This window comes from Vibrio sp. 10N.286.48.C11, assembly GCF_041469805.1.
GTDB lineage: Bacteria > Pseudomonadota > Gammaproteobacteria > Enterobacterales > Vibrionaceae > Vibrio > Vibrio crassostreae_C.
The window spans coordinates 35,873-58,887 of sequence record NZ_JBFRLK010000038.1 but is presented as its reverse complement, the minus strand read 5'-3'; the positions used below and the strand labels follow the sequence as shown (position 1 = coordinate 58,887).

Below are 23,015 nucleotides of genomic sequence, written 5' to 3'. Positions count from 1 at the left end.
GAGCAACCATCTCGTGGTAAATATTATCGAGCAATTGGTGATTATTTACGTCATTCCCGAAAGCGACGAAGGGGTGTAATCGGGAATCTTTGTTTAAATTGGCTAATATCAGGCCGATAAATACAATTGTTCAAATTTTAATCGCTTAAGTTTGAATGTCTTAATAAACACAGGGTTTTACAATGCTTGTTGAAGTTGCGTAAAGCCTGTACAATTCGCGCCCTTAATTATTGTTCCGTCATTGAGAGGCATCATGACCACAGCTAAAGTCAATCTACTCGATTTTGATCGTAAAGGTCTTCGTAAATTTTTCACAGAAGAACTGAATGAGAAAGCGTTTCGAGCAGAGCAAGTGATGAAGTGGATTTATCATTTCGGTGTCGATGACTTCGAACAAATGAATAACATCAACAAAAAGTTACGTGAGAAACTTCAACGTCGCTGTGAGATTGTTGCACCTGTTGTTTCTGAAGCTCAACACTCTTCAGATGGCACAATTAAATGGGCGATGAGCGTTGGCGACCAAGACGTTGAAACGGTATACATCCCAGATGGTGACCGTGCGACGCTATGTGTATCTTCACAGGTTGGTTGTGCACTTGAATGTAAGTTCTGTTCTACAGCTCAACAAGGCTTCAACCGTAACCTAAAAGTTTCAGAGATTGTTGGCCAAATCTGGCGTGCATCTCGCGAAATCGGCCTAGAAAAAGAAACCGGTCGTCGTCCAATTACTAACGTTGTAATGATGGGTATGGGCGAGCCTCTATTGAACATGAAGAACCTAATGCCATCATTAGAAATCATGCTTGATGATCTAGGTTTCGCACTGTCTAAGCGTCGTGTAACCGTATCAACTTCTGGTGTTGTTTCTGGCCTTGACCAAATGACAGACAACATCGATGTCGCATTGGCTATTTCTCTACATGCGCCAAACGATGCACTACGTAGCCAAATCATGCCGATCAACGACCGTTGGGATATCCAAGACTTCCTAGCATCTGTTCGTCGTTACATTGCATCTTCAAATGCTAACCGCGGTAAAGTAACGGTTGAGTACGTGTTATTGGATCATGTGAATGATGATATGGACCACGCACGTGAACTTGCTGAGCTAATGAAAGAGACGCCTTGTAAGATCAACTTGATTCCATTCAACCCTTACCCGGGGTCGCCTTATAAGAAGCCAAGCAACTCTCGTATTGATCGCTTCCAAAAAACGCTGATGGAATACAACTACACAGTAACCGTTCGTAAGACTCGTGGTGATGATATTGATGCCGCGTGTGGTCAGTTAGTCGGTGATGTGATTGATAGAACCAAACGTACCAAAATGATCAAAGCAGCCTCTGAAGCGAACTTGATTGCCGGTGGTGTGATTGAAGTAAAAGCGGTATAAAACGCGATTAGAACCTAAACAAGCCAGAAGTCCTACTTCTGGCTTGTTGCTTTTCTGGGGTACAGTTTTTGATTTTTTGGACTTCTTGCCCACGCTTTCTTACATTTTTCGTCAAATTTTGGACAAAACCATGAGCTGACGGTAAATTTTGTTTAAAGTGTTTTTGCCTTGTAATGGCATTAGCTTATGATTAACTAATCTTAAATTAATTTAAGTGCTCGCTTGCTACTGATCATCAATATGTCTATTTAGGTTGGCTACTTGATAAACTAGCTTCCTGAGGAGGTCATCCATAACAAATGAATGATGTTCGCCTTTAAGGGTTGATGATTTAGATAGCAGGAAAAATTCCACATAACGTGGGTTGTTAGATTGAGCTTAAACGACAATAAGAAAACGCTCTCCTCAACCTGCGATAATACTTTAGAAGTTCACTCTCTATGAACACAGAACAAGATACACAAGCGCAAGAAAACGTAGCTCCAGCTTTGGAAGCGGGAACGCTGCTTAAGAACAAACGAGAATCTCTTGGTTTAACGCAAAAGCAGATTTCTGATCGCTTGAAACTTCGCGTTACTCTGATCCAACAAATTGAAGAAAACCAATTCGAGTCAGATCAAGTGGCGACGTTTATGCGTGGCTATATTCGTTCATACGCGAAATACGTCAATCTTGACGAAAAAGTCGTATTGAGTGCGCTGCATCATGCCGGTGATGCTCAGCATCAAGAGCAAGAAATGCTGAGTTTTTCTCGTAAGACCAAAACCGAGAAGCACAACAGCCGTATTATGATCCTGACTTGGAGCATTTTTGCGGTCATTGCGGGTATCTCCTCACTTTGGTGGTGGCAGAACCAACAGCAAGACACCCTATCTCAATCTTTAGCGAATACTGAAAGCTCAGAAGAGCTAGCGGTAGAAGAATCACTTGCCCCTGAATTCACCTCTTTGGAAGTGATTGAAGCTGAACAAAACGAAGCGGGTGCTTCTGTTGTTGAAGATACTGAAGGCCTTGCTGCGATAAGCGATGCGGAAGATACTTCAGATGCTGTTACTCCAGCTGACGAAACTCCTGCACAACAAGCAACAGAGACAGAGCCAACTGCTGAAGTTGCTGCGAATGCAGAAGCGGTTGAAGCAAGCACTGCTCCTGAAGCTGTGGCTAACGAGCTAGTCATGCAGTTCTCTGCTGATTGCTGGATCCAAGTAAAAGATGCAACGGGTAAAACCTTGTCGACTGGCATCAAAAAAGCAGGTCAGTCGTTAAATCTTTCAGGAACTGCGCCATATAAAGTGATTCTAGGTGCGCCAGAAGGCGTATCAATGACATTTGCAAGTGAACCTGTCGACCTTTCTGGGTATACTTCAGGCAAAGTAGCTAGAATAACCTTACCTTAGAGTTAATATGCAACACGAATCTCCTATTATTCGTCGCAAATCAACCCGTATTTATGTGGGTGATGTGCCGATCGGTGATGGTGCACCAATTGCTGTGCAATCCATGACCAACACAAGAACAACAGATGTAGCCGCGACCGTTGCTCAAATTAGAGCTCTGGAAAAAGTTGGCGCTGATATCGTTCGCGTATCTGTACCGACTATGGATGCAGCTGAAGCCTTTAAGCTAATCAAGCAGCAGGTCTCTGTTCCTTTGGTTGCTGATATTCACTTCGACTACCGTATCGCACTTAAAGTGGCGGAATACGGCGTTGACTGTCTGCGTATCAACCCAGGTAACATCGGTAACGAAAGCCGTATCCGCTCAGTTGTTGATTGTGCACGTGATATGAATATTCCGATTCGTATTGGTGTTAACGGCGGTTCTCTTGAGAAAGAGATCCAAGAGAAATACACAGAACCTACAGCAGAAGCGCTTGTTGAATCAGCAATGCGTCATGTAGATATCCTAGACCGTCTGAACTTTGATCAATTCAAAGTCAGCGTGAAGGCTTCTGATGTATTCCTTGCTGTCGGTTCTTACCGTTTGCTGGCTAAGCAGATTGATCAACCTCTCCACCTTGGTATTACCGAAGCGGGTGGTGCGCGTGCAGGCTCTGTGAAGTCAGCGGTAGGTTTAGGTATGCTTCTTTCTGAAGGTATCGGCGATACGCTGCGTATATCGCTAGCGGCTGATCCGGTTGAAGAGATCAAAGTTGGCTTTGATATTCTTAAATCTTTGCGCATTCGTTCGCGTGGCATCAACTTCATTGCGTGTCCGAGCTGTTCTCGTCAAGAGTTCGATGTTATTAACACCGTTAATGCCCTTGAAGAACGCTTAGAAGACGTGATCACTCCAATGGACGTATCTATCATCGGTTGTGTGGTTAACGGCCCTGGTGAAGCTGAAGTGTCTCACTTAGGTTTAGCTGGTAGTGCACGTAAGAGTGCCTTCTACGAAGATGGTAAGCGTCAGAAAGAGCGCTTCGACAACGATGACCTTGTCGACAAACTTGAAGCTAAGATTCGTGCAAAAGCGTCAGTGCTTGATAAAGCAAATCGCATTGATGTAGAAAACTTAGAAGATTAATACAACGCGATGGGGTGTGATTGTCTATTCGCACTAACACCTGGTCGTGAGAAATTACGGAATAAATACTGTGGCTAAAAATATTCAAGCAATTCGAGGCATGAACGACTGCCTTCCAACTCAATCACCACTGTGGCAGAAAGTAGAAAGCGCAGTTAAAAACGTGGTGAGTGCATACGGTTACAACGAAGTACGTATGCCTATCGTTGAAGAAACAAACCTATTTAGCCGTGCAGTTGGTGAAGAGACAGACGTTGTTTCTAAAGAGATGTACACCTTTGACGACCGCAATGGCGATAGCCTAACGCTGCGTCCAGAAGGCACAGCAGGTTGTGTTCGTTCATGTATTCAAAACAGCCTTATCAACCGTGATGAACAGCGCCTATGGTACATGGGCCCGATGTTCCGTCACGAGCGTCCTCAAAAAGGTCGTTACCGTCAATTCCACCAATGTGGTGTTGAAGTGTTTGGCCTAGACGGTCCAGACGTTGACGCAGAACTTATCATGATGACAGCACGTCTATGGCGTGAGCTAGGCATCGACAAGCACGTTCGCCTAGAGCTGAACTCAATCGGTTCTCAAGAAGATCGCGTTAGCTACCGCACTGCGTTAGTGGCTTTCCTTGAGCAACACATTGATGTGCTTGACGAAGACTGCAAACGTCGCATGCACACTAACCCTCTACGTGTACTTGATACTAAGAACCCTGATGTTCAAGCTATCTTAGGTGACGCACCTCGACTATCTGAATATCTAGGTGAAGAATCGAAGCAACATTTTGCTGGTTTGTGTGAACTTCTTGACGCTGTTGGTATCGAATACCAAGTTAATGAGCGTCTAGTACGTGGCCTAGATTACTACAACCGCACTGTATTTGAGTGGATCACAGACAGCCTTGGTGCTCAAGGTACAGTATGTGGCGGCGGTCGTTACGATGGTCTTGTTGAGCAACTAGGCGGGAAAGCAACCAATGCAGTTGGCTTCGCAATGGGTCTAGAGCGTCTGGTTCTGATGATGGAAACGCTAGAGCTAACAGAAGTTCGTCGTAGCGTTGATGTATACGTAGTTGCTGCTGGCGAAGGTACTATGATCGCGGGCATGCAGTTAGCGAATCAATTACGCGACACCGTTGAAGGCGTGCGTGTAATGAACCACTTCGGTGGTGGTAACTTCAAGAAGCAATTCAAACGTGCTGACAAAGTAGGTGCTGTTGTGGCGCTGGTACTTGGTGAGAACGAAGTTGCTGACAATACAGTTGTGTTAAAAGATCTGGTTGGCGGCGAGCAAGAAACCGTGTCTCAAACGGAAGTTGCAGAGAAAGTTGCTGCGCTAATCTAATTAGCCATTGAGCAAACGCTCATAATGAATACTAACGTCAGCACTATGCTGGCGTTTAAAGAATTAAAGAGGACAGGAAGTGGAACTTTACGATAGCGAAGAGCAACAAGTTGAAGCCATTAAAGATTGGTGGAAAGAGAACGGTAAAGCCGTAATCTTTGGTGCGGTTATTGGTTTAGGTGGTCTATTTGGCTGGCGCTATTACCAAGATTCAGTAGTTGAAGCGCGTGAAGCAGCTTCAGAAAGCTACACCTCTGTAATTTCAGCTCTTGATGTTAAGGGTGTTGATGCTCAATCTGATATTCAAGCTTTCATCGACGCAAACAAAGATGCTGAGTACTCAGTACTTGCTGCTATGCAACTAGCAAAAGTACAAGTACAAGCAGGCGATCTAGCGGCGGCACTTGAACAGCTCGAGTGGGCAAAATCGGCAACTAAGGACGCGGCACTTGCGCCACTACTTACTTACCGTGTTGCACGTATTAAAGCTGAGCAAGGTGAATTTGACGCAGCACTGACTGATCTTGCTGCTATGACAGACGAATCTTGGAAAGGCCGTGTTGCTGAACTGCGTGGTGATATCTCACTTCGTAAAGGCGACACTGACGCAGCATACAGTGCTTACACAGAAGCACAGCAAGCTGTTGACGCTAGCCAAACGCTTCAAATCAAACTTGACGACCTAGCTAAATAAGGCGCTTTGAATGAAGAAGATGTTTCCAAAAGCGGCGTTGTGTGCGATTGCTCTTGGCCTACTAGCTGGCTGTGCGGGTGAAGAAGACACCGTAATCATGGCTCCAGTCCCAACGGTAAACAGCGAGTTCACTCCTAGTCAGGAATGGTCTACGTCGGTTGGTGATGGTGTTGGTCACTACTTTTCAAAACTAACGCCAGAATTGGCTTACGACAAAGTGTTTGTTGCAAGCCGTGAAGGTATGGTTAAAGCGCTTGATCCTGATACAGGTAAAGCGCTGTGGAAAGTCGATCTTGAGAAAGACGTATTGGCTCGTTTATCGGGTGGCTTAACGGCGGCTTACGGTAAAGTTTTTGTTGGTTCTGAAAATGGCGAAGTGATCGCACTGGAAGAATCGACCGGTGAAGAGCTGTGGCGTGTATCAGTCAATGGCGAGGTGCTTGCATCCCCAGCAACTGATAGCAACATGGTCATTGTTCATACCAGTCGCGGTATGTTGATCGCGTTAGATCAAGCAAGCGGTGAACAAAAATGGACCATCAGTACGGAAGTACCAAGCCTAACACTGCGTGGCGATAGCTCGCCTGTTGCAGTTTCTGGTGGTGTATTCTGGGGTACAGCAAATGGTCGTCTAGCTGCGGCTATCGTTGATCGTGGTCAGCTTATTTGGCAACAGCCAGTAGGCACACCAAAAGGTGCAACGGAAATTGATCGTTTGGTTGATGTTGATGCATCTCCAATTGTTCTTGGTGGCACCCTGTATACCGTAGGTATCAATGGTCAGCTGATTGCTATCGACCTTCGTTCTGGTAAGCCAATTTGGAAACGTAACTACTCATCAGCGATTGATTTAGCAAGTGATGGTAGCCGTTTGTTCGTTGTTACCGACAAAGACCATGTGGTTGCGGTTGATGCGCGTAGTGGTACTGAACTGTGGAGCACTCCATTGTTAGAAAACCGCTTACTGACAGCACCTGCTATTATTAATGGTTATGTAGTCGTGGGTGATACTGAAGGTTATCTGCACTGGTTGGATCGTTCATCGGGTGAGTTTGTTGCTCAACAGCTTGTCGATGATAGCGGCTTTGCGGTTGCACCAATTGAACTGCCTGAAGGCTACTTAGTGACGACTCGCAATGGCGATGTAAAGAAACTAACGATTAGCCAATAAAAGCGTGATATAATTCACAGTCGGCTCCTGGTTGGTAACAGCCAGGAGCCGTTTTGTTGTTAAAAATTAATAAACCGTGTGGTTATAGGTAAGAGTTTAAACTTGCGAACAAGTGCTTACCTATAACTACATTTAGAGAAGAAATTGTAGAGGTTGTTATGGTACCTGTTGTTGCTCTAGTAGGGCGTCCGAACGTAGGTAAATCTACGTTATTTAACCGATTGACTCGAACTCGTGATGCATTGGTTGCGGATTTCCCTGGCTTAACGCGTGACCGTAAATACGGTCATGCTCATTTTAGCGAGCATGACTTTATTGTTATTGACACTGGCGGTATCGACGGTACTGAAGAAGGTGTTGAAACTAAAATGGCTGAACAGTCGCTAGCGGCGATTGATGAAGCTGATGTCGTTCTATTTATGGTAGATGGCCGTGCGGGTCTAACACCTTCAGACGTGGCGATTGCTAAGCACCTACGTCAACTAGAAAAGCCTTCAATGCTAGTAGTAAACAAGGTTGATGGTATCGACCCTGATGCTGCAAGTGCTGACTTCTGGCAACTAGGTGTAGAAGACATGTACCAAATCGCTGCGGCGCATGGTCGTGGTGTTACTGCACTTATTGACCTTGCTCTTAACCCATTCGCAGAAGCGCTAAAAGCTGAGAATGGCGAAGTAAGCGACTTAACTGAGTTTGAAGACGAAGAAGAAGAGCAGGTTGAATTTACAGAAGAAGAAGCTGAAGCCGAATTCAAGCGTCTTCAAGATCAACCGATCAAACTAGCGATCATTGGCCGTCCTAACGTAGGTAAATCAACGCTAACGAACCGTATTCTTGGTGAAGAGCGTGTGGTTGTTTACGATATGCCAGGTACGACTCGTGACTCTATCTACATCCCAATGCAGCGTGACGAGCGTGAATACGTTCTAATCGATACTGCGGGTGTTCGTCGTCGTAAAAACATCAACGAAACGGTAGAGAAGTTCTCAGTGGTTAAAACACTGAAAGCGATTGAAGATGCTAACGTTGTGTTGCTGCTTATCGATGCTCGCGAAAACATCTCTGATCAAGATCTAAGCTTGCTAGGCTTTGCGTTGAACGCTGGTCGTTCAATTGTTATTGCCGTAAACAAGTGGGATGGCCTAGATAACGACGTTAAAGAACGCGTTAAGAAAGAGCTAGACCGTCGCTTAGGCTTCGTTGATTTCGCACGTATTCACTTTATCTCTGCACTTCACGGTACAGGTGTTGGTCACTTGTTTGAGTCTGTACAAGAAGCTTACAAGTCAGCGACTACTCGTGTTGGTACTTCTGTGCTAACTCGTATCATGAAGATGGCGACTGATGATCACCAACCGCCTATGGTTCGTGGCCGTCGTGTGAAACTGAAATACGCGCACGCTGGTGGCTACAACCCACCGATTATCGTTATCCACGGTAACCAAGTTCGTAACTTGCCAGATTCATACAAACGATTCTTGATGAACTACTACCGTCGTTCACTAGAAATCATGGGTACACCTATTCGCATTCAATTCCAGAACAGCGAGAACCCATTTGAAGCTAAGACAAACAAGCTGACAATTTCTCAAGAACGTAAACGTAAGCGTATGATGAGCATGGTTAAAGGTCGTAAGTAAACCTTTCCAATAGATTTGATACCCGAGCCTGTCTCGGGTATTTTTTTAAGCAAAATTCACGTTAAGCCATAACAATACGTTTTTATCATCATGGCTCAACGAATCAGACTAGATTCCAGAAGAAGAACGATATGACTACTAGCGATTTGATTACACCTGTGTCAGCAATCACACCAACCATCACTCAATTTTGTCATCAGGCTTGGCAGCTCAATGCTAAAGCGCAGTACGTTGAAAGCGACGACAGCAAAACTTACCTGATTGCCGACGTAACACCTTTCCACCCAGTGAGTCATATTTGGCCAGATCACCCTGCAGACCAAGGCTTTGTGAATGTTGGTGACGTGCAATTTCCCGTTGAAGACTGCCTTGTTGGTGCTATAGAACAATCTACTGGCAAGCTTCATATCGCAGCAGATATCCCTGTTAAGCGTGATACGGAAGGGTGGGCGTTTGTTGTTGTCCACCAGCTACCTACATCTGCTTCTATGATTAAGGTTAACGACGAAGTCGTGTTGTCGGTTGATAAAGAGTACCAAGCCAGTTTGAGCCGTGGTCACAGTGCTGGTCACATCGCTTTCCTAGCCTTGAATAAAGTATTGGCTGAAAGCTACTGGCGTAAAGATGCGGACAGAAAAGATCCGCTTGGCAGTTACGACTTCAATAGCTACGCACAAGTGACGAGCTTTGTGACTCCAGAGCTGTGTACCGATAAGTATCGCTTAGGCAAAACCCTGAAGAAGCGTGGTTTGAACGTTGCAGATATGCTAGCAAGTCTTGATGACATCGAAGCTGATATCAACCAAATGATTGCGGGCTGGTTTGCAGAGCCGACGCCAGTTGCAATGCGACTGGAAGGCGAAGCATTAACAGACTCTCGCTATTGGGAATGGCAGTTGGATGCCGACACTTTAGTGTCTATTCCGTGTGGTGGTACTCACATTGAGAACACCTCAGAACTTAAGGCATTATCCGTTAAGTTAACCCAGTTAGATGACCAGCATATTGAAATGCTGACGCATGTAATTCGATGATCTAGACTACAGATCGAAATGGCTTGTGCTGTTTGTTTTGTTTTTTCATGTAACTTTTAATATAAATTACTGTTTAAAATTGAAATGCAGCACATGTAACTTATGCTTTCGGTGTGTGGTGATATAAATATTCTTTTTGGGGTAGATCGCTGATCAAAATAGATAAAGCGAAAGATCAACCTATGATCTTCGATTGTGTGTCGTACTAATTTAGTGTGCTATTATTAACCAATAACAAGCTTGCATAGGAACAAGCTGTACCCGATTACACAATTGAAAGCCTTAGTGAATGGAACAACAATTTTTATTAGAAGGTCATCGAGCCGTCAATAGTTTGCTGCGGAAGCTTGCGCTTGGGATGGATCGCAAAGATTTAAATCACAAGATTATTCAGCTTACCGAGCAGCGCATGGCTTCAATTTTACTGCTCAACTCAGAGTCTAAACGTTACACCTTGAGTATGCCCCAAACCTGCCTGATTTTTACAATCAACAGATTGAAGGGATAGGAATTGGTGCGGGGATAGGCTCTTGTGGCGAGGCAGCTGCGCTTAAGAAAGCAGTGATGGTCTCCAACATAAATGCACACCCAAACTGGGCACCTTTTCTGGTCTTAACCAATCAAGCGAATTTACATGCCTGTTGGTCGGTCCCCATTATCTCGTCGCGCGGTAATGTGTTGGTTACCTTCGCTATTTATAGCCAGTACATCTCTGAACCACATGAATTTGAGCTCGAGATCTTAGAGCTACTGGCTTCCCTGTATTCGGTAGCACTAGAGAAGTTTGAGCTGGAGAACCAGCTAAACTTTTTCGCTAATCGAGATTCTTTAACCCATTGCTTGAATCGTCGCGCATTGTTTAATGAAGCGAAGAAAGTGTTGGCCAAGCGATGCTTTTCTGAAAAGGTGATGGCGTGTTTGTTTGTTGATGTCGATAAGTTCAAATCAATAAATGATACCTATGGCCATAGTTTCGGTGACGATGTGTTGCTGGCGGTTGCCGAAGTTCTTGATGAGGCAACCACAGCATGTGCCAAGATAGGGCGTTATGGTGGTGATGAGTTTGTGGTGTTCTCATGTTTTGATGATCAAGAAAGCGTTGTTAGCTTCTACCACAGCTTAGAGAAAGCACTGCAACAAGCGCTTTATATCAATGATGTGCAATTCTCGGTGAGTGTCGGGCTTTCTTGTGACAAAGATCCTCAAGGATTAGACCAGTTGATCGCACAAGCTGATAAGAACATGTATCAAATCAAGCAAGCCAAGTCTCAACAGTAGTAGATTGTAAAAATAGTAGTAAATTAGGAAATGCTAATGAGTGAAAATATCTGCCCTAAGTGCCAGTCTGAGCTAGCTTGGGATGGCAAGTATCACTGTGAAAGTTGTCAGGCTCACTTTACTAAAGTTGGGTTTTGTCCTGAGTGCAGCAGCCAACTTGAGAAGCTTCAAGCCTGTGGTGCGGCGAGCTATTTTTGCAACGGTGATTGCAACGAGTTGAAATCTAAGTCGAGAGTAAAATTCGAATTTAAACCAGCGGAATAGCCTTAAACTCATGGTTTGAACGACCATCGGTGATGTTATACCAGAGACTCAATACTAAAGTGTTGGGTCTTTTTTGTATCTGAAGAACAGGAATGTGTCATCTTGGTTCATTCCCACCGTCACTGCACCAGTATGAAACATAGTTACATGATTGCTATGCACTCTATTGGTGTTAGTTTCTTTTAAATTCTATTAATACAATTACTTATAAATAATTTCGTTGGTTTATAAGTTTGGCACTCTTCTTGTAACTCTGTAATTGAATAACAAAAATACAATTATGGAGTAATATCATGAACAAGGTGTTCAATTTATCGCTAGCTGCACTGTGTACAACACTTTCATTTTCTTCTGCAACAGTGTTTGCTGCTGATGAGACCATCAAGGTCGGTGTTCTACACTCACTCTCTGGCACCATGGCGATCAGTGAGACAACGCTAAAAGATACCGTGCTAATGCTCATCGAAGAGCAGAACAAAAAGGGCGGTTTGCTTGGTAAGAAGCTAGAGCCTGTCGTGGTTGACCCTGCGTCAAACTGGCCGCTATTTGCTGAGAAAGCGCGTGAGCTTATCGAAAAAGAGAAAGTGGATGTGGTGTTCGGTGGTTGGACGTCGGTATCACGTAAATCCATGCTACCTGTCTTTGAAGAACTCAACAGCATCCTTTTCTACCCAGTACAGTATGAAGGTGAAGAGTCTTCTAAAAACGTTTTCTACACCGGTGCCGCGCCAAACCAACAAGCGATCCCAGCAGTGGATTACTTGATGGAAGAGCTTGAAGTCGAGCGCTGGGTACTTGCAGGTACCGATTACGTTTATCCACGTACAACCAATAAGATCTTAGAAGCCTACCTAAAAGATAAAGGTGTCGCAGAAGAAGACATCATGATCAACTACACGCCATTTGGTCACTCTGATTGGCAATCTATCGTTTCAGACATCAAAAAGTTCGGTGAAGCTGGCAAGAAAACCGCTGTGGTTTCTACTGTAAACGGCGATGCGAACGTACCTTTCTATAAAGAGCTAGGCGCTCAAGGCATTTCATCTGAAGACATCCCAGTTATTGCATTCTCTGTTGGTGAAGAAGAACTGTCAGGCATGGACACAGAACCATTGGTTGGTCATCTAGCGGCATGGAACTACTTCATGAGTGTTGATACTGAAGCTAATGAAGAGTTCGTTGAAACGTGGCAGTCGTTCATCAAGAGTGAAAAGCGTGTCACCAATGACCCAATGGAAGCGCACTATGTTGGCTTCAATATGTGGGCTCAAGCGGTCACTAATGCGGGCACAACCGATCCTGAATCTGTGCAAGATGCCTTGATTGGCGTGTCTGTACCTAACCTTTCTGGCGGCTACTCTACCATGCTGCCAAACCACCACATTACTAAACCAGTCCTGATCGGTGAAATCCAAGGCGATGGTCAATTCGATATCGTTTGGGAAACCACTGGACTAGTGGCGGGTGATGCTTGGTCGAGTTACTTACCTGAATCGGCAAAACTGTTCTCTAGCTGGTCGAAGCCATTCTCATGTGGTGCGTTTAACGTCGAAACGAAGAAGTGTTCTGGCGGTAACTAGATCGTCAATTCAGGAATATTGAGCCTTCCGGTTTGGGAAGAACGCGTCTGTTTAACGGGCGAAGCGAACGGAAGGCTCATCGTTTCAGGTAACAACCACTATCCACACATCCTCCAAGTAAAAATAACAATATCTAACTTGGTTGGTTAAGGAAGCAGGGATGAAAAACGTATTAAACGTATTTAAAGCGCTGTTGCTCATGGCAGTCAGTGCTCAGTTGGCTTTTGCTGGAATAACGGATGAAGCTAGCTTTACCAAGGCGCTAGTTGGTAAGAAAACATCGGATAAAGAATTAGCTATCGATTGGGTGATTGAGACGCAAACGGAAGATGTGTCGAAAGCTATTTTAGATGGCTGGTTAAACGGAAACCTTTACTACTTCAATGAGAAACAGAGCGAGCAGTACAAACAGCTCTACCTCATTCAAAGTATCAAAACAGCGACGTCAGCTCAGTCAGTATGGGATGATTCAACGCTTAATATCGAGAATGCGAGACAGTTTAAAAAGGTTCGTGTGAATAACAAACTTCGTGGGATATTACGCGGGGAAATAGCCTCGATTGGACTGAACAGCGGCAACCCTGATGTGCGTTATAAGGCGGTTTTGGATTTGTTAGGAACCAAAGACGCTGACATTATCGAACGACTAACTGAACTCAGAGCCAATGAATCAGATGGCAAAGTAGCTGAGCTAATGGATTTGTCGTTAGCGATTGCCACTTCTCTTAATAACAGTGCCACCATTGAAGATCGTGTGGCTTCAATTGAACGAGTTGGCGACTTCAAACACTCGGTCGTTCTGAAAACACTGAACCAACTACTGAACAGTGAGCAAGATCCAAGCATTACCGCTGCAGCAGAACGTGCGATGGATAGCTATCAACAAAGCCAAGCACTCTATTCGGGTGTAGAAACAGTATTCTTCGGTTTGAGCTTAGGCTCGGTATTGGTACTGGCAGGCATTGGCTTAGCGATTACCTTTGGTGTGATGGGCGTTATCAACATGGCTCATGGTGAGCTGATCATGATTGGCGCTTACACCACCTATGTATTGCAGTTGTTGATGCCGAATCATATTGGCCTAGCGCTGATACTTTCCATTCCAGCGGCATTCATTGTTTCTGGCTTAGTGGGCATTGCGATTGAGCGCAGTGTGATTCGTCATCTTTATGGTCGCCCATTGGAAACCTTACTCGCGACCTTTGGTATTAGCTTAATCTTGCAGCAGGCTGTTCGCTCGATTTTCTCTCCTTTGAACCGCTCAGTGAGCACACCTGAATGGATGTCTGGCGCACTTCAATTGAACCCAATGTTGTCCCTGACTTACAACCGACTTTATATCATCCTGTTCTGTGGTTTGGTGTTTATGGGCTTATTAATGGTTCTGAAAAAGACACCACTAGGCTTACAGGTTCGTGCGGTTTCTCAAAACCGTGGCATGGCTCGTGCGATGGGTATTCGTTCTGAGCGAGTTGATGCGATGACCTTCGGTTTAGGCTCTGGCGTTGCGGGTGTTGCAGGCGTGGCACTGTCTCAACTGACCAACGTTGGCCCTAATATGGGACAGGCGTACATCATCGACTCATTCATGGTGGTGGTATTCGGCGGTGTTGGCAACCTATGGGGCACGCTAGTCGCAGGCTTAAGCCTTGGTCTGTTCAATAAAATTTTAGAACCATGGGCTGGTGCGGTTCTCGCCAAGATTCTGGTACTGGTTTTCATCATTCTATTTATTCAAAAACGCCCACGCGGACTCTTCCCGCAACGTGGTCGTGCGGCTGAAGGTTAAGGACAACATCATGCAGTCAAAATCATTTGTACTTTCGGCAATGCGTGGTGACAAAGGTGGCCAACTGACCATCCTTGCCATTCTAGCGGCCGTTATTCTTATCCCACTGGCTAACACCATGTTACCAAGTGGGCACCCGCTCCATGTAGAGACTTTTACTATCTCGCTGATGGGCAAATACCTGAGCTACGCAATGTTGGCGTTGGCGCTCGATCTGGTGTGGGGCTATCTCGGAATCTTGAGCCTTGGCCACGGTGCTTTCTTTGCGCTTGGTGGTTATGCGATGGGCATGTACTTGATGCGTCAGATTGGTGACCGTGGGGTTTATGGTGATCCAGTCTTACCAGATTTCATGGTGTTCCTTGATTGGTCTGCGTTGCCGTGGTTCTGGCAGGGCTTTGACCAGTTCTGGTTTGCTTGCCTGATGGTGGTGCTAGTGCCGGGCGCATTGGCTTACTTGTTCGGTTATTTAGCTTTCCGCTCTCGTGTGTCCGGGGTGTATCTTTCTATCATGACTCAGGCATTAACTTACGCATTGATGCTGGCATTTTTCCGCAACGAAATGGGCTTTGGTGGCAACAACGGACTGACGGATTTCAAAGACATCATCGGTCTGAGTTTGCAGAGTGATGCGGTCAAGATAGGTCTGTTTGTCGCGACTGGTATTGCGCTTATTCTCAGCTACATAGCTTGTCGCATGGTGGTGACCAGTCGATTAGGTCGTGTGGCATTAGCGATTCGTGATACGGAATCACGCACTCGCTTTATGGGCTATGACGTCGATGGCATCAAGCTGTGGGTCTTCGTTCTTTCTGCGGTTATCGCCGGTATTGCCGGGGCTTTATATGTCCCTCAAGTGGGTATTATCAATCCGGGAGAATTTGCTCCTCTTAACTCGATTGAGATTGTGGTTTGGGTAGCCTTAGGCGGTCGTGCCACTCTGTTTGGTGCCATTGTCGGTGCATTGATCATCAACTACGCCAAGAGTTGGTTTACGGTTGAGTTCCCGGAGGTGTGGCTGTTTGCTCTGGGTGGACTATTCGTACTCTCAACCATGTACTTCCCACAAGGTGTGATTGGCTTTGTCAGTGAAAAGTGGCAGCAGCTGCGCAAGGCATCAAATGGGAAAAACCAAGATAAAGATAAGGATGATCAGCACAAGGCCAAGGAGGTGATCGCATGACCACATTTAATAGCGTAAAGGAATCGGTTCAGGCGTTCACTCGTCGAGACGAAGTCTTTGATTACCTCAAACCCGATATTCATCCTGCCATCGATACTCGACATAACGTGCTGTTGTATGTCGAAGGCGTCAACAAAAGCTTCGATGGTTTCCAAGCGATAAACGACCTCAACCTCTACATCAAAGAGGGAGAGCTACGCTGTATCATAGGTCCTAATGGCGCAGGTAAAACCACCATGATGGACATTATCACAGGTAAAACTAAGCCAGACACCGGCGAGGTGTGGTTGGGTTCGAACATCAACTTATTGAAGATGAACGAAGCCGAAATCGCCAATGCAGGCGTTGGGCGTAAATTCCAAAAACCGACCGTGATTGAGTGTTTAACTGTGTGGCAGAACCTTGAATTAGCCATGGCCGGTGACCGCTCAGTGTGGGCGACGTTCACCGCTGTGATGTCTGGTGAACAGAAAGACAAATTGACCTCGGTACTTGAGCTGATTCATTTAAAAGACGAAGCGGCGAATTTGGCAGGTAACCTGTCTCACGGACAAAAGCAGTGGTTAGAGATCGGCATGCTATTGATGCAAAACCCTAAGCTGTTGCTGGTGGATGAACCCGTGGCAGGTATGACTCACCAAGAAATGGATCGCACCTCTGAGTTACTTAACTCACTGGCAGGTAAGCACTCGGTTGTGGTCGTTGAACACGATATGGATTTCGTTCGTTCTATCGCCAACCATGTCACCGTGCTTCATCAAGGTCATGTGTTGGCTGAAGGCACCATGGATCAAGTGCAGGCTCACCCTGAAGTTAAACAAGTTTATCTCGGAGAATAGGATGCTAGAGGTTAAATCAGTTAATCAATATTACGGTGAGAGCCACACGCTGTGGGATTTGGATATGCAGATCCCAGAAGGTAAATGCACGGTGCTAATGGGGCGAAATGGTGTCGGTAAAACCACCTTACTGCAATGCATTATGGGGTTGGTGAAGGTTGAAAGCGGTGACATCTCCTTATCGGGTGAGTCACTTTTGAAAACCGATGCCGAGGACCGTCCACGCCAAGGGATCGGCTATGTACCGCAAGGTCGCCAGATCTTCCCAATGCTCACTGTTCAAGAAAATCTAGAGGTCGGTTTACCGATTCGTAAAAAGGGTGACCGCAAGATCCCTGAATTCATCTTCGATATTTTCCCAGTGTTAAAAGAGATGCTACATCGTCGCGGTGGTGATTTATCGGGTGGCCAGCAGCAACAGCTAGCGATTGGGCGTGCGCTGGTGGTTAATCCAAAGCTATTGATCTTGGATGAGCCGACGGAGGGTATTCAACCCAATATTGTGCAAGAGATTGGCGACATCATTCGCATGCTCAACGAGAAAATGGGGCTCACGGTTCTGTTGGTTGAACAGAAGCTGCCGTTTGCAAGAAAGGTCGGTGACCGTTTTTGCATTATCGACCGTGGACGCCAAGTGGCAGAAGGTGAAATGACAGGGCTCGATGAGTCCTTGATAAAGGAGTACCTAACCGTATGAATTCTCTCTTTTCTCCGAATGAAGTAAGCAAGGCTTCTTTAGTAGAAGCTTTATCTTTGAATGAGACCATCGAACAAGATATTCGTGATGGTTGGCAAGCGAGTTTAAACCTCACCTTTGTCGATCGAGGTGATAAAACCGTATTAAAGAATCGTCAGCAGTCTGGTCCGCTTGCGGTGCAACGCCCCCTGTATCCTGATGGGGAAACGTGTCACACCTACTTACTCCATCCCCCCGGCGGAGTGGTAGGTGGTGACACTCTCAATATTAACGTGAATCTTGAGCACGGTGCTCACGCGTTGATTACCACACCCGGTGCGACCAAGTTCTATCGCTCAAACAACAAGTACGCCAAGCAGAAGCAGACCCTACGAGTGAAGAAAGATGCACGCTTGGAATGGATGCCGCAAGAGAACATCTTTTTCCCGAATGCACACGTTCGTTTAGATACTGAAATTCGCCTAGAAAAGGGTGCACAGTTTTGGGGTTGGGAGATGCACTGTTTTGGACGCCCTGCACAGAATGAGGGATTCGAGCATGGTCATCTCGTTGGGAAAACAGAAATCTATCTTGATAATCAAAGGCTTCTGACTGAAGGCTTTAATTTTCATGGTGGCGATAAGTTAATGATAAATATGGGGTTACTTGATTATTCAATGATGGGAACCTTTTATATCACCTCAAATGAGAAGCAAGATCTAGAGTTGGTACAGAGCTTGCTCATATCTATTACACAGCAAGCTTCACAGCAATCAGTTACATCAAAAACGTCGAGTGAACCCACATTAATATTGGGTGCTACTCAGATAGAAGGATTGATTGTGGTGCGAGCCTTGGGTAATTGGAGTGAAGATATCCTCCAAGCCTTTGGTCAGATTTGGCAAGCAACTCGCTCTCATTTATGTGGTACGACTCCTGATTTACCAAGGATTTGGGCGACTTAGCGATTAGCCCTATTTGTACCGAGGGCGACTTCCGGCCCTCGGTACATTTTTTCAAGCTTGCTGTGATTGAATCCCACTTACTGCTCATGCGTTTCTGAGCAATAAGAAAACAACACTAACAGCGGGCAGCTAAATGGAATTAACACCAAGAGAAAAAGATAAGCTACTTATCTTCTGCGCAGGAATGCTGGCACAGCAGCGTAAACAGAAAGGCTTAAAACTCAACTACCCAGAATCTATTGCTCTGATCAGCAGTGCCATTCTTGAAGGTGCCCGTGAGGGGAAAACCGTTTCGGAATTGATGGATTTTGGACGCACACTGCTTACCGTCGATGACGTTATGGAGGGGATCCCTTCCATGATCCCAGATGTACAAGTCGAAGCGACTTTTCCCGATGGCACCAAGTTGGTGACCGTTCATGAACCTATCGTGTAGGGAGAAGAAATATGGCTGGATCCACCAAACAATATTCAGGCTTAGTGCCCGGAAAAGTAGAAACCGCTCCCGGTGATATCACTCTCAATGAAGGCCGAGACACAACGTCCGTTAAGGTGCAAAACATTGGCGATCGTCCTGTCCAAATTGGCTCTCATTACCACTTCTATGAAGCAAACCCTTCGCTGATCTTTAACCGAGAAGTCACTAAAGGCTTTCGACTCAATATTCCTGCGGGTACTGCAACCCGCTTTGAGCCGGGTCAGTCGCGCAGCGTCGAGTTAGTGCGTTACGCCGGTAAGTTAGAGATCTATGGCTTCCAAGGAAAGGTGATGGGCAAGCTCTAAGCGCTCCCACGGAATAATGAAAATAACAAAGGATTGAACATGGCGACGATATCCAAACAGGCTTATGCCGAAATGTTTGGGCCAACAGTCGGTGACCGAGTGCGTCTTGCTGACACCGATTTATGGCTAGAAGTTGAAAAGGATTACACCGTATACGGCGACGAAGTGAAATTCGGCGGCGGTAAAGTTATCCGTGATGGACAAGGGCAAAGCCAACGTCCAAGTGCTGAGACACCGGATTTGGTGATCACTAATGCGATTGTGTTGGATTACTGGGGCATCGTAAAAGCCGATGTCGCCATCAAAGACGGCCGAGTTCAAGCTTTAGGCAAAGCAGGTAACCCAGACGTTCAGCCGGGCGTCGATATAGTAATTGGCCCGGGCACGGAAATTTTGGCAGGTGAAGGCTCGATTCTCACCGCGGGTGGCATTGATTCACACATCCACTTTATCTGCCCACAACAGATTGAAGAAGCATTGGCGTCGGGTGTGACAACCATGATCGGCGGTGGCACGGGGCCAAACACCGGCACCAACGCGACCACATGTACGCCGGGGCCTTGGAACATGCACCGCATGCTAGAGTCACTCGATCAATTCCCGATGAACTTTGGCTTGTTAGGCAAAGGCAATGCCAGTCAGCCAGAAGCTCTACGCGAACAAGTAGCGGCAGGCGCAGTGGGTTTGAAGTTGCACGAAGACTGGGGAACCACACCCGCTTCCATCGATACTTGTTTAAGTGTTGCTGACGAGATGGACGTACAAGTTGCGATTCATACCGACACTCTGAATGAATCTGGTTTTGTTGAATCGACACTTGGCGCAATTGGCGACCGAGTGATTCATACCTACCACACTGAAGGTGCGGGCGGTGGTCATGCTCCCGACATTATCCGTGCGGCAGGTGAACCCAACGTTCTGCCTTCTTCGACTAACCCAACACGACCTTACACGGTCAATACGGTCGATGAGCATTTAGACATGTTGATGGTGTGTCATCACCTTTCACCATCAATTGCAGAAGATGTCGCGTTTGCTGAATCTCGTATCCGCCGTGAAACCATTGCCGCAGAAGACATTCTTCATGATTTAGGTGCGTTCTCGATGATCGCCTCGGATTCTCAAGCTATGGGACGAGTAGGCGAGGTAGTAACACGTACTTGGCAAACCGCGCACAAGATGAAAGTTCAGCGCGGTAGCTTAAAAGAAGATTCAGACTACAGCGATAACTTCCGTTTAAGACGTTATGTCGCTAAGTACACCATCAACCCTGCGATCACTCATGGTATGTCTCATGAAATCGGTTCGATCGAAGCCGGGAAATTAGCTGACCTAGTTCTATGGAAGCCAGCCTTCTTTGGCGTGAAACCAAGCGTGATTTTGAAAGGCGGCATGATCGCCATGGCGCCGATGGGTGACCCAAACGCTTCAATCCCAACACCTCAGCCAGTTCACTATCGCTCGATGTTTGGTAGCTACGGCAAGGCGTGTCAGAACACATCAATGCTGTTTGTCTCTAAAGAAGCCAAGGCGCAGAACATCGACAAGCAATTGGGTCTGCAGAGCTTGATTGGTGTTGTGAGCAACTGCCGAAACATCAGCAAAGCCGACATGAAGCTCAATGATTGGATGCCGAAGATTGAGGTCGACTCTCAGACGTACCAAGTGCGCGCCGATGGTGAACTACTCACGTGTGAGCCTGCTGAAGAGCTGCCAATGGCTCAGCGGTACTTTCTATTCTAAGCCTTTGACTAAAGAATCTTATTTTAGTGACCCTATTTTGAACGTTATAAATCTCACAAGGAGATTGAGGTAATAGCATGATTGAACTGACTCAACTGAATACTCAAATACAAAATGCACCGGACGGCTACTTAAGCCTGCCGATCGATAGCCGCATTAAGAGCCGTCTTAAGGTGATGCTCGATGACGGGCGCAATGCCGGACTGTTTCTACCACGAGGTCATATCTTGCGTGGTGGCGAACAACTCTCAAGTAAATGCGGTTTAGTCGTAGAAGTGAAAGCGGCACCAGAAACCGTTTCGACTGTTTACTGTGAAGACTTGCTCCTGTTAACGCGAGTGGCGTATCACCTTGGTAACCGTCATGTTCCGCTGCAAGTGGAAGCGGGTTGGGTTCGTTATCAACACGACCATGTTTTAGATGAAATGGTTGAAGGCTTAGGCGCGAAAGTGACCACTGAGAAACAACCGTTTGAACCAGAAGGCGGTGCTTATGGCGGTCGCTCTGGTGGACATCATCACCATCATTAATCGAGTCATTGATGACTCACTAAACGATTTATATAACAACGATATTAATAACAATAATACCAATCACAGTAAGTAAGTGATCAACAATAGCGCAGAAAAAAGGCTTGAGAACAAGGCATAATTTTTCGATAAGTAGTTATTCTACAATCAAAAATTATAACGCAGTTATCGAGCATTTTAGCAAGCTAGGGTGAGCAATTATTTACTACGATTGGTATAAAGCAAGGAACTCGCGATGAACTTTAAAACAGCTGCAGGCTTATGCACTTTCACAATAGCTTCTCTAACAACATCAACGATGGCTTTCGCTCACCCAGGACATGGGGCGCATTCAGTTCATGAGTCTCACTCGTTTATGTCTGGCTTAACTCACCCTGTGACTGGCATGGATCATCTGATCATGCTGATCGCTTTCGGTTTATTAATTGGCGCACTGTCATTTTCCACCAAGACAAAAGCAGCTCTGATTGGCGGTGGATTGGTGTCTTTAGTGGTAGGGCTTATCGCAGGCCAAGCCCTAGGTTTCTCTGTGATTGTTGAGCCTGCCATTATCGCTTCTCTGTTTGTCGTCAGCTTATGTTTATGGCACGTGTTCTCACCATCGACTAAGCGAGTGAACAGTGTATTAGCGGCTTCGATTGGCATGTTGTTTTTCCATGGTTATGCGCATGGCGTTGAAGCGGCAAGTAACCTAACTCAGTTTGCAACTGGCATGAGCATCACTGCTTTGGCTTTGATGGTTATCGGTGCTTTTGTTGGCCGCGCGGTTTACTCAAAATGGATGTCGGTTGGTGTGGCTTCAGCAAGCGCACTATTACTGTTAGGCGCGTAAGCTCTCGAACTTATTTGATTCTAGAAGACTGAGGGCACGGTTATGACCACAACAGAAAATGTCGCCATCTATCGCCTGTTTCAATTGATCAGTCCGTCATTGCCGATTGGTGGGTTCACTTACTCGCAGGGTTTAGAGTTAGCGGTTGAAGCGGGTTGGGTGACCGATCGCAACAGCATGGAACAGTGGCTCAACACCATCGTCAACTCCAGTGTCGCGACCTTGGAATTGCCTATATTAGAGCGTCTTTACCACGCTCTAGAAAAGGGTGAACTCGATGAGATTGAGCACTGGTGTAATTACCTGTACTCAAGCCGTGAAACCAGTGAATTGCGAGCGGAAGAGAAACAGCGTGGGCAAGCATTGAATACTTTGTTGAAGCGCTTAGATATCGATATTTCACAGGTGGACTCTGTTGATAGTCACCCAAACCAATTGTTGGGCATGTGTATGGCGGCTCAGCATTGGGGCATTGATTTAGAAAGCCTCAAGCAAGGTTACTTATGGAGCTGGCTTGAAAATATCGTTACCGCAGGCGTGAAACTGGTGCCTTTAGGTCAAACCGACGGGCAGTTGGCATTGATTAATATCACCAACACCTTTCCTGAGGTGATCGAAAAGGCCCACGCGATAGAAGATTGGATGGTAGGCAGTTTTTCGCCATCAATGGCATTAGCAAGTTCACTGCACGAAACACAATACACACGACTATTTCGTTCGTAGCGGTCAGCTCGAACGGTATAGTAAAAAGAA

General features: G+C 46.0%; 21 protein-coding genes and 1 pseudogene. All 22 read left to right on the top strand.

The genetic code is table 11. From position 1 onward, the window contains the following. Positions 1-253: 253 nt before the first annotated feature. Entirely contained in the window at positions 254-1,396 is a 1,143-nt protein-coding gene (locus AB4209_RS10865; protein ID WP_019822113.1) for a bifunctional tRNA (adenosine(37)-C2)-methyltransferase TrmG/ribosomal RNA large subunit methyltransferase RlmN, read from the top strand. Between the two features lie 440 nt (positions 1,397-1,836). Next, complete coding sequence (rodZ, locus tag AB4209_RS10860) at positions 1,837-2,793, top strand: cytoskeleton protein RodZ (RefSeq protein WP_102320711.1); 957 nt, start codon at positions 1,837-1,839, stop codon at positions 2,791-2,793. A 7-nt stretch (positions 2,794-2,800) separates the two neighbouring features. After that, a complete protein-coding gene (ispG, locus tag AB4209_RS10855) occupies positions 2,801-3,922 on the top strand; it encodes a flavodoxin-dependent (E)-4-hydroxy-3-methylbut-2-enyl-diphosphate synthase (RefSeq protein WP_009848294.1) in 1,122 nt (373 codons plus the stop codon). A 70-nt stretch (positions 3,923-3,992) separates the two neighbouring features. Beyond that, positions 3,993-5,261 (top strand): histidine--tRNA ligase, encoded by a 1,269-nt coding sequence (gene hisS / locus AB4209_RS10850; protein WP_017062514.1) that lies wholly within the window; start codon positions 3,993-3,995, stop codon positions 5,259-5,261. A gap of 79 nt (positions 5,262-5,340) precedes the next feature. Next, entirely contained in the window at positions 5,341-5,955 is a 615-nt protein-coding gene (locus tag AB4209_RS10845) for a YfgM family protein (RefSeq protein ID WP_017062513.1), read from the top strand. 10 nt (positions 5,956-5,965) lie between these two features. After that, entirely contained in the window at positions 5,966-7,126 is a 1,161-nt protein-coding gene (gene bamB / locus AB4209_RS10840) for an outer membrane protein assembly factor BamB (RefSeq protein ID WP_017062512.1), read from the top strand. Positions 7,127-7,284: 158 nt separating this feature from the next. Further along, the gene (der, locus tag AB4209_RS10835; protein WP_017062511.1) at positions 7,285-8,766 is read left to right on the top strand and encodes a ribosome biogenesis GTPase Der; all 1,482 of its coding nucleotides are present in this window, start codon (positions 7,285-7,287) and stop codon (positions 8,764-8,766) included. Positions 8,767-8,897: 131 nt separating this feature from the next. Next, a complete protein-coding gene (locus AB4209_RS10830) occupies positions 8,898-9,800 on the top strand; it encodes an alanyl-tRNA editing protein (protein ID WP_136978145.1) in 903 nt (300 codons plus the stop codon). A gap of 289 nt (positions 9,801-10,089) precedes the next feature. Continuing rightward, positions 10,090-11,078, top strand: a pseudogene (locus AB4209_RS10825) (sensor domain-containing diguanylate cyclase). 36 nt (positions 11,079-11,114) lie between these two features. Then, positions 11,115-11,342, top strand: coding sequence for a zinc ribbon domain-containing protein (locus tag AB4209_RS10820; protein WP_017062829.1), 228 nt, complete (start codon positions 11,115-11,117; stop codon positions 11,340-11,342). 293 nt (positions 11,343-11,635) lie between these two features. Next, the gene (urtA, locus tag AB4209_RS10815) at positions 11,636-12,922 is read left to right on the top strand and encodes an urea ABC transporter substrate-binding protein (RefSeq protein WP_017069306.1); all 1,287 of its coding nucleotides are present in this window, start codon (positions 11,636-11,638) and stop codon (positions 12,920-12,922) included. Positions 12,923-13,082: 160 nt separating this feature from the next. Further along, entirely contained in the window at positions 13,083-14,711 is a 1,629-nt protein-coding gene (urtB, locus tag AB4209_RS10810; RefSeq protein WP_372055855.1) for an urea ABC transporter permease subunit UrtB, read from the top strand. A 10-nt stretch (positions 14,712-14,721) separates the two neighbouring features. Next, positions 14,722-15,894, top strand: coding sequence for an urea ABC transporter permease subunit UrtC (gene urtC, locus AB4209_RS10805; protein WP_017062507.1), 1,173 nt, complete (start codon positions 14,722-14,724; stop codon positions 15,892-15,894). Then, positions 15,891-16,733, top strand: a complete 843-nt coding sequence (gene urtD, locus AB4209_RS10800; protein WP_017069304.1) for an urea ABC transporter ATP-binding protein UrtD — start codon at positions 15,891-15,893, stop codon at positions 16,731-16,733. The genes urtC and urtD overlap by 4 nt, the downstream gene beginning before the upstream one ends. Position 16,734: 1 nt before the next feature. Next, a complete protein-coding gene (gene urtE / locus AB4209_RS10795) occupies positions 16,735-17,430 on the top strand; it encodes an urea ABC transporter ATP-binding subunit UrtE (RefSeq protein WP_017062505.1) in 696 nt (231 codons plus the stop codon). Then, positions 17,427-18,374: an urease accessory protein UreD gene (locus tag AB4209_RS10790; RefSeq protein WP_017062504.1), complete on the top strand. Its 948-nt coding sequence runs from the start codon at positions 17,427-17,429 to the stop codon at positions 18,372-18,374. Before urtE ends, AB4209_RS10790 begins: the two co-directional genes overlap by 4 nt. Before the next feature lie 133 nt (positions 18,375-18,507). Continuing rightward, entirely contained in the window at positions 18,508-18,810 is a 303-nt protein-coding gene (ureA, locus tag AB4209_RS10785; RefSeq protein ID WP_004735119.1) for an urease subunit gamma, read from the top strand. Between the two features lie 11 nt (positions 18,811-18,821). Then, on the top strand, positions 18,822-19,157 hold the full coding sequence (locus AB4209_RS10780) for an urease subunit beta (protein WP_102320707.1): 336 nt from the start codon (positions 18,822-18,824) through the stop codon (positions 19,155-19,157). A gap of 39 nt (positions 19,158-19,196) precedes the next feature. Next, positions 19,197-20,900: an urease subunit alpha gene (gene ureC / locus AB4209_RS10775; protein WP_372050938.1), complete on the top strand. Its 1,704-nt coding sequence runs from the start codon at positions 19,197-19,199 to the stop codon at positions 20,898-20,900. Positions 20,901-20,977: 77 nt separating this feature from the next. Continuing rightward, on the top strand, positions 20,978-21,430 hold the full coding sequence (gene ureE / locus AB4209_RS10770; protein ID WP_017062501.1) for an urease accessory protein UreE: 453 nt from the start codon (positions 20,978-20,980) through the stop codon (positions 21,428-21,430). A gap of 235 nt (positions 21,431-21,665) precedes the next feature. Then, the gene (locus AB4209_RS10765) at positions 21,666-22,262 is read left to right on the top strand and encodes a HupE/UreJ family protein (protein WP_372055853.1); all 597 of its coding nucleotides are present in this window, start codon (positions 21,666-21,668) and stop codon (positions 22,260-22,262) included. Between the two features lie 42 nt (positions 22,263-22,304). After that, positions 22,305-22,985 carry an urease accessory protein UreF gene (locus tag AB4209_RS10760; protein ID WP_017067584.1) on the top strand — a complete coding sequence of 227 codons (681 nt, stop codon included), beginning with the start codon at positions 22,305-22,307 and terminating at the stop codon, positions 22,983-22,985. The last annotated feature ends 30 nt before the right edge of the window (positions 22,986-23,015 follow it).

Coding starts and splice junctions, on each gene's coding strand:
- urtD (WP_017069304.1), top strand. CDS start 15,891: ATGACCACATTTAATAGCGTAAAGGAATCGGTTCAGGCGTTCACTCGT.
- ureA (WP_004735119.1), top strand. CDS start 18,508: ATGGAATTAACACCAAGAGAAAAAGATAAGCTACTTATCTTCTGCGCA.
- AB4209_RS10760 (WP_017067584.1), top strand. CDS start 22,305: ATGACCACAACAGAAAATGTCGCCATCTATCGCCTGTTTCAATTGATC.
- der (WP_017062511.1), top strand. CDS start 7,285: ATGGTACCTGTTGTTGCTCTAGTAGGGCGTCCGAACGTAGGTAAATCT.
- urtC (WP_017062507.1), top strand. CDS start 14,722: ATGCAGTCAAAATCATTTGTACTTTCGGCAATGCGTGGTGACAAAGGT.
- rodZ (WP_102320711.1), top strand. CDS start 1,837: ATGAACACAGAACAAGATACACAAGCGCAAGAAAACGTAGCTCCAGCT.
- AB4209_RS10820 (WP_017062829.1), top strand. CDS start 11,115: ATGAGTGAAAATATCTGCCCTAAGTGCCAGTCTGAGCTAGCTTGGGAT.
- ispG (WP_009848294.1), top strand. CDS start 2,801: ATGCAACACGAATCTCCTATTATTCGTCGCAAATCAACCCGTATTTAT.
- AB4209_RS10780 (WP_102320707.1), top strand. CDS start 18,822: ATGGCTGGATCCACCAAACAATATTCAGGCTTAGTGCCCGGAAAAGTA.
- AB4209_RS10830 (WP_136978145.1), top strand. CDS start 8,898: ATGACTACTAGCGATTTGATTACACCTGTGTCAGCAATCACACCAACC.
- ureE (WP_017062501.1), top strand. CDS start 20,978: ATGATTGAACTGACTCAACTGAATACTCAAATACAAAATGCACCGGAC.
- urtA (WP_017069306.1), top strand. CDS start 11,636: ATGAACAAGGTGTTCAATTTATCGCTAGCTGCACTGTGTACAACACTT.
- ureC (WP_372050938.1), top strand. CDS start 19,197: ATGGCGACGATATCCAAACAGGCTTATGCCGAAATGTTTGGGCCAACA.
- AB4209_RS10865 (WP_019822113.1), top strand. CDS start 254: ATGACCACAGCTAAAGTCAATCTACTCGATTTTGATCGTAAAGGTCTT.
- AB4209_RS10790 (WP_017062504.1), top strand. CDS start 17,427: ATGAATTCTCTCTTTTCTCCGAATGAAGTAAGCAAGGCTTCTTTAGTA.
- AB4209_RS10765 (WP_372055853.1), top strand. CDS start 21,666: ATGAACTTTAAAACAGCTGCAGGCTTATGCACTTTCACAATAGCTTCT.
- urtE (WP_017062505.1), top strand. CDS start 16,735: ATGCTAGAGGTTAAATCAGTTAATCAATATTACGGTGAGAGCCACACG.
- urtB (WP_372055855.1), top strand. CDS start 13,083: ATGAAAAACGTATTAAACGTATTTAAAGCGCTGTTGCTCATGGCAGTC.
- bamB (WP_017062512.1), top strand. CDS start 5,966: ATGAAGAAGATGTTTCCAAAAGCGGCGTTGTGTGCGATTGCTCTTGGC.